Below are 6,153 nucleotides of genomic sequence, written 5' to 3'. Positions count from 1 at the left end.
GAAGCACCTTTCGCATGTCCAGAGGGGTCTGCGGTCACGCCCGCCGTGAAAGCCCGAGGTTAACACGGCTGCGGCAATCCATGCCCGATACGCGCCGATACTTGCGGAAGGCCGCTGGATCCGGCGATTATCGGCGACCACTGTCGGCCAGTAGCGGTGGCCGCCCCTCCCCGTCCCGCCGCCGCCGGACCCCGCCCACCACCGGTTCCGCCGCGCTCTTGGCGCCGCCGCAGCGGCCGGTATCACCCCTGCGCAGATATACGTGTGCTTGCGGAGGGCTACCATCGGTCCCCATGACAGCCGGGAAGACGGGACGCAAACGCCCCACTATCAGCGACGTCGCCAAACGCGCTGGTGTCACCAAGGGGGCGGTGTCGCGCGCGCTCAACAGCGGGACCGGTGTCAGCTCCGACACGCGGGAGCGCATCCGCCAAGCCGCCGTGGACCTGGGGTGGAGCCCCAGCTACGCGGCCCGGGCGCTCAACGGCAAGGCACTGGGCACCATCGGCCTGGTGGTGCGCCGGTCGCCGGAGATTCTCGACTTCGACGCGTTCTTCGCGTCGTTCCTGTCCGGGATCGAATCCGTGCTCTCGGGTGAGGAACACGCCACGGTCATCCGGTTCGTGCCCGATGCGCGCACCGAAGCCTCCACCTACGAGCGGTTGTTCAACGACCGCTTCGTCGACGGGTTCCTGGTCACCGACCTGCGGGTCGATGACGAGCGCCCGGAGATGCTGCGCCGCATGGGCGCACCGGCGGTCGTGGTGGGTGCGCCGGAGGGCTCTTCGGACTTTCCCACGATCGTCAACGACTCCGAAGTGGCGATCGGGCAGCTGGTGCGGCACTTCGCCGAGGGCGGCCACCGCCGTATCGCCCACGTCCAGGGCGACCCCGGCATGCTGCATGCGCTGCAGCGCCGCGACCACTGGGAGCGGGCGGTGCGCGAGGCGGGGTTGGAGCCGGGGCCGGTGGATTACGGCGGCTACACGATCGTCGGCGGTGCGCAGGCCACGGAGCGCATTCTGGCGCTGGACGAGCGGCCCACGGCGATTTTCTACGGCAGCGACCTCATGGCCATCGGCGGGTACTCGGTGCTGGGTGAGGCGGGGCTGGCGATCCCCGCGGATATGGCGGTGGCCGGTTTCGACGACATCGCCCTGGCCTCGTTCACCTCGCCGCCGCTGACCACGATCCGCAGCAGGCACCGGGCGCTGGGCAGTACGGCGGCCCGGATCCTGCTGGACATGCTCAAGGGGCACCCGGCTCCGGAGTCGATCGTGCTCACCGGCGAGCTCCAAATCCGAGAGTCTGCAGCGTAACGACTCAATAACCCCCCTCCTGCAGGTTGGTGATTTAACCTACACTCGCTTGGTAAACCGGTTTACCATCCGTTGCAGTGCCCCCGGTCGGCGTCCGCGGGGCCGCTGTCCGACCAACCCCGCACATCGCCGTCCGAAAGATCCAGCCAGCCCCATTGGCTAGCCCCATCCAGTCCCCATTGAGTGAACAGGCATGTCAGCGGCCCCACGGGGCCGGCCCCCGTTCGTCCTGTCAGGCGCCGAAGACGACGGCAGGCTCGCATGACCACGAGAAACGGAGATGGTCGTGAAGATTCCCGCCAAAGCATTGATGTCCGCCTCTACCGCCCTTGGACTCGTCGTGGCATTGACCGCGTGCGGCTCCGGAGGCGAGTCCGGCGGCGACCAGACGCTGACCTACTGGGCCAGCAACCAGGGCGCCAGCGTTGAAGAGGACAAGAAGGTCCTCAAGCCGGCGCTCGACCGCTTCACCGAGGAAACCGGCATCGAGGTCGAACTCGAAGTCATCCCGTGGAGCGAGCTCTACAACCGCATCCTCACCGCGGTCAGCAGCGGCGACGGGCCCGATGTGCTGAACATCGGCAACACCTGGGCCGCCAGCCTGCAGGAGACCGGCGCGTTCGTGCCCTACGAGGGCGCGGACCTAGAGGCGGTCGGCGGCAAGGGCCGCTTCGTCGAGACCAGCTTCGCCACCGGCGGCGCCGAGGGCGAGGCCCCGACGTCGGTGCCGCTGTACGGCCTGTCTTACGCGCTGTTCTACAACCCCACCATGTTCGAGGAAGCCGGCATCGAAGAGCCGCCCAAGACGTGGGAGGAGTTCGTCGACACCGCCAAGGAGCTGACCAAGGACACCGACGACGACGGCGAGCCCGACCAGTACGGCTTCGCGCTCGAAGGCGGCAGCGAGCGGCAGAACTCGCACCTCGCCCACATCCTGGGCCTGCAGAACGGCGGGCAGCTCTGGAAGGACGGCGGCCCGACCTTCTCCACCCCGGAGCAGGTCGAAGCGGTGAAGATGTGGGTCGACCTTATGGCCGAGGAGGAGGTCGTCGACCCCGGCAACGCCGAGTTCAGCGACGGCACGCAGGCCATCGGCGACTTCACCGACGAGCGCGCGGCGATGGTCATCGTGCAGGGCAGCGGCCGCACCACCATGGCCGCCCGCGACTTCGACGACTACGAGGTCGCCCAGGTCCCGATGATGGACCCGCTTCCCGGCGAGCCGATCCAGAGCCACGCGGCGGGCATCAACATCAGCGTCTTCAACGACACCGACAACAAAGAAGGCGCGCTGCAGCTCGTCAACCACCTGACCAGCCCCGAGGAGCAGGTCTACCTCTCGCAGGAGTTCCAGACGCTGCCCGTGGCGACCAAGGCCTATGACGACGAGGCCCTGCAGACCGACTCCATGGACACTTTCCGCACCATCCTCACCGACCACGCCGCCCCGATGCCGCTGATCCCGGAGGAAGGGCAGATGGAGACGGTGCTGGGTGAGTCCATCGCCGGGCTCTTCGCCGACGCGGCGACCGGCAGCGAGGTCACCGAGGACGACGTCCGCAAGGCCATGGAGGAGGCCGAAACCCAGATGGACGCCGCGAACTAGCGGTTAGTCCCTCGGCCGCCCCGCCCGACCGCGGCGGGGCGGCCGTTCGATGGAGGCAATGATGTCGACGACCGAAGACACCGCAGATCCGCCACCCCCCTCAGAGGGGCAGGCTCCCCCGCCCGCCGAACCGACGAGCGGTGCCCGCAAGCGGCGCCGGCGCCCCGGGTCCTTCCTGCCGTACGGGATGGTCCTGCCGGCGGCGGTAATGGAACTGCTGATCCATATCATCCCCATGATCCTGGGGATCTACATCGCGTTCACCTCGCTGACGCAGCTGACGATCCGGAACTGGACCTCGGCGCCGTTCGTGGGGTTGGAGAACTTCGTCCGGGGCCTGGACCCCGGCGGCGCGCTGGGCAGCGCTCTGTTCCAGAGCCTGTTCCGGACGATCGTGTACACGGCGCTGGTGGTCGGGATCTCCTGGGCGCTGGGCATGGCCGCCGCGGTCGCGCTCAACACCCGTTTCCGCGGGCGCGGCGTGCTGCGCACGCTGTTCCTGGTGCCCTACGCCCTGCCGGTCTACGTGGCCGCGATCATCTGGGCGTTCATGTTCAACCAGCGCGACGGCATGATCAACCGGCTGCTGGTGCAGGACCTGGGCCTGGTGGACGAGCGCCCGTTCTGGCTCATCGGCGAGAACGCGTTCTGGGTACTCGTGATCGTTTCGGTGTGGCGGCTCTGGCCGTTCGCGTTCCTCATGCTGCTGGCCGCGCTGCAGAGCATCCCCGGTGAGATGTACGAGGCCGCGGCGATCGACGGCGCCTCGACCTGGAAGCGGTTCACGCGCATCACGATGCCGATGGTGCGGTCGTCCAACGCCGTGGTCTTGCTGGTCATGGGATTGTGGACATTCAACGAGTTCAACATCCCGTTCCTGCTCTTCGGAGACACCTCGCCTGACAGCGCACGGCTGATCTCGCCGCTGATCTACGAGCACTCCTTCGTCAACTGGAACTTCGGCCTGGGATCGGCGATGAGCGTGCTGCTGCTGATCGCGCTGGTCATCGCGTCGGCGATCTACGTCCGGATGGTCCTGCCCAAGGGGGGTGACAATGACTGAGTCAACGGGCTTCCGCGTGTTCCGCTGGATCACGCTGACCTTCCTGACCATCTTCACCGTCATGCCGCTGTACGTGCTGGTGGTGACGTCGGTCAAGCCGCTGGAGAACGTCCGCGGGCTGTTCACCTGGGTGCCGGACCGGATCACGTTCCAGCCCTACATCGACATGTGGTCGACCATTCCGCTGGCGCGGTACCTCACAAACAGCCTGATCGTCACGATCACGGCGACCGCCCTCGCGCTGGTCATCGCGATTCTGGCGGCGTACCCGCTGGCGCGGCTGCGGTTCCGGGGCAAGCGCCTGTTCAGCATGACCGTGCTGTCGACGCAGATGTTCCCCGGGATCCTCTTCCTGCTGCCGCTGTTCCTGATGTTCGTGCAGGGTGAGGAGATCTTCGGGATCCAGCTCACCGGCTCGTACTTCGGGTTGATCATCACCTACCTGACGTTCGCGCTGCCGTTCTCGATCTGGATGCTGGTCGGCTACCTCCAGGCCATCCCCGAGGGCTTGGAAGAGGCGGCGATGATCGACGGCACCGGGCGCATCGGTGCGCTGGTACGGGTGATCCTGCCGGTGGCCCGGCCGGGCATCCTGGCCGTCGGCGTGTTCGCGTTCATCACGGCCTGGGGCGAGGTGCTGTTCGCTTCGGTGCTCACCGACACCGAGACCCGCACGCTCTCCATCGGGCTGAAGCTGTACACCAGCCAGACCGACACGCTGTGGAACGAGCTGCTGGCCGCGTCGCTGACGATCTCCCTGCCGGTGATCATCGCGTTCATGCTGGTCCAGCGCCACCTGGTGTCGGGGCTTTCGGCCGGCGCAGTGAAGTAGGCGGTCCACCGCAGCCGCGGGCGCCCGCGCCGGGACGGATCCCGGCCCGGCGCCCGCGGCCTGCGGGGACCGGTATCAGCCGGTGCAGCAGCTGCAGCCCGGCTCGCACCCGCAGGCGTCCTGTTCGCCGGACTCGCCCGGGGCTGCGACCGCCGTGATTCCGGCGGGTGCGCAGCAGGAGTCGCCGCGCCAGGCCTCAAGGCCTTCCCTGACCGCCACCCCGGCGATGAGCAGCGCCACCAGCGGGTCGGCCCAGGCCCAGCCGAGCAGCGCGTTGGCCAGCAGTCCCACCAGCAGTGCAGCGGACAGGTACGTGCACAGCAGGGTCTGCTTGGAGTCGGCCACCGCCGAGACCGAACCGAGCGCGCGGCCGGTGCGGCGCTGGGCCAGCGACAGGAACGGCATGATCACGACCGATGCCGCCGCCAGCACGATGCCGGGCAGCGAGGTCTCGGCCTCGCCCCCGCCGATGAGTGAGCGCACCGCGTCGAAGGCGACATAGGCGGCCAGCGCGAAGAACGATACGGCGATGACCCGCAGCGCCCGGCGCTCGCGGGACTGGCGCACGGCGGCGTCGCGGGCGGAGAACTGCCAGGCCACCGCCGCGGCCGAGGAGACCTCGATCACCGAGTCCAGGCCGAAACCGATCAGCGCGGTGGACGAGGCGAGCGCGCCGGCGGTGATGGCGACCACGGCTTCGACGGCGTTGTAGGTGATGGTCGCGGCGACCAGGAGGCGGATCCGCCGTGTCAGCACCGCGCGGCGCTGTTCGCTTGGCGGCGTCGATGTGCCGGGAGAGGCCATCAGCAGCAGTCCTTTTCGTCGGCGTCGGGGCAGGCGGTGTCGGTCTCGACGGCCAGCACCGCGGAGCGGAGGTCGCCGACCGCGTGCCCCAACCGGGAATCGGCCAGCTCATAACGGACCCGCCGTCCGTCCGGAACGGCGACCACCAAGCCGCAGTCGCGCAGGCACGCCAGGTGGTTGGAGAGCCGCGTCCGGCTGATCTCCAGCGCCGCGGCGACGTCGGCGGGGTAGGCGGGGGCGTCGGTCAGCAGCAGCAGGATCCGGCAGCGGATCGGATCGGCCAGCGCCCGGCCGAATCTGGCGAGCGCGTCAACGTCGGTCGCAATGGCTCTCATGCGGACCAGAGTACAGAAAATCGTGGATCCACAGAAGTGTGAACCAGCGCGCACTGCTCGCTGTGCCGCCGCGGCCACCCGGCGGCCGCGGCGGCACTACTCGCCGTCTTTTCTGCGTCGCCCCAGGTCACACCATGGCGCCCGGCTGCCCTGGCGTTCGGGGCCTTGCCCGTTCCTTGCTAGCGTTGCCGCCG

6 protein-coding genes are annotated in these 6,153 nt (G+C 68.5%); 4 read left to right on the top strand and 2 right to left on the bottom strand.

Annotation, left to right across the window (positions count from 1 at the left end):
• The first annotated feature begins 293 nt into the window (after positions 1–293).
• From ACYVD5_RS06695 to ACYVD5_RS06680, 4 genes are all read left to right on the top strand, one after another.
• On the top strand, positions 294–1,319 hold the full coding sequence (locus tag ACYVD5_RS06695; protein WP_461000034.1) for a LacI family DNA-binding transcriptional regulator: 1,026 nt from the start codon (positions 294–296) through the stop codon (positions 1,317–1,319).
• Between the two features lie 310 nt (positions 1,320–1,629).
• Positions 1,630–2,925, top strand: a complete 1,296-nt coding sequence (locus tag ACYVD5_RS06690) for an ABC transporter substrate-binding protein (RefSeq protein ID WP_461000033.1) — start codon at positions 1,630–1,632, stop codon at positions 2,923–2,925.
• Positions 2,926–2,986: 61 nt separating this feature from the next.
• Positions 2,987–3,988: a carbohydrate ABC transporter permease gene (locus ACYVD5_RS06685; protein WP_461000032.1), complete on the top strand. Its 1,002-nt coding sequence runs from the start codon at positions 2,987–2,989 to the stop codon at positions 3,986–3,988.
• Entirely contained in the window at positions 3,981–4,820 is an 840-nt protein-coding gene (locus ACYVD5_RS06680) for a carbohydrate ABC transporter permease (protein WP_461000031.1), read from the top strand. The genes ACYVD5_RS06685 and ACYVD5_RS06680 overlap by 8 nt, the downstream gene beginning before the upstream one ends.
• Before the next feature lie 75 nt (positions 4,821–4,895).
• Here the strand turns inward: ACYVD5_RS06680 and ACYVD5_RS06675 are convergent, their stop codons facing one another.
• Both ACYVD5_RS06675 and ACYVD5_RS06670 read right to left on the bottom strand, forming a co-directional pair.
• Positions 4,896–5,624, bottom strand: a complete 729-nt coding sequence (locus ACYVD5_RS06675) for a cation diffusion facilitator family transporter (protein WP_461000030.1) — start codon at positions 5,622–5,624, stop codon at positions 4,896–4,898.
• On the bottom strand, positions 5,624–5,959 hold the full coding sequence (locus tag ACYVD5_RS06670) for an ArsR/SmtB family transcription factor (protein ID WP_461000029.1): 336 nt from the start codon (positions 5,957–5,959) through the stop codon (positions 5,624–5,626). The genes ACYVD5_RS06675 and ACYVD5_RS06670 overlap by 1 nt, the downstream gene beginning before the upstream one ends.
• Positions 5,960–6,153 lie beyond the last annotated feature (194 nt).

It is taken from the genome of Streptomonospora sediminis (assembly GCF_054778995.1).
Note: the sequence above shows the minus strand (reverse complement) of the source record. Positions and strands in the feature narration are given on the sequence as shown.

Excerpts from the sequence above, each read along its gene's own strand:
- ACYVD5_RS06695 (WP_461000034.1), top strand. The coding sequence starts at position 294 with ATGACAGCCGGGAAGACGGGACGCAAACGCCCCACTATCAGCGACGTC.
- ACYVD5_RS06690 (WP_461000033.1), top strand. The coding sequence starts at position 1,630 with ATGTCCGCCTCTACCGCCCTTGGACTCGTCGTGGCATTGACCGCGTGC.
- ACYVD5_RS06685 (WP_461000032.1), top strand. The coding sequence starts at position 2,987 with ATGTCGACGACCGAAGACACCGCAGATCCGCCACCCCCCTCAGAGGGG.
- ACYVD5_RS06680 (WP_461000031.1), top strand. The coding sequence starts at position 3,981 with ATGACTGAGTCAACGGGCTTCCGCGTGTTCCGCTGGATCACGCTGACC.
- ACYVD5_RS06675 (WP_461000030.1), bottom strand. The coding sequence starts at position 5,624 with ATGGCCTCTCCCGGCACATCGACGCCGCCAAGCGAACAGCGCCGCGCG.
- ACYVD5_RS06670 (WP_461000029.1), bottom strand. The coding sequence starts at position 5,959 with ATGAGAGCCATTGCGACCGACGTTGACGCGCTCGCCAGATTCGGCCGG.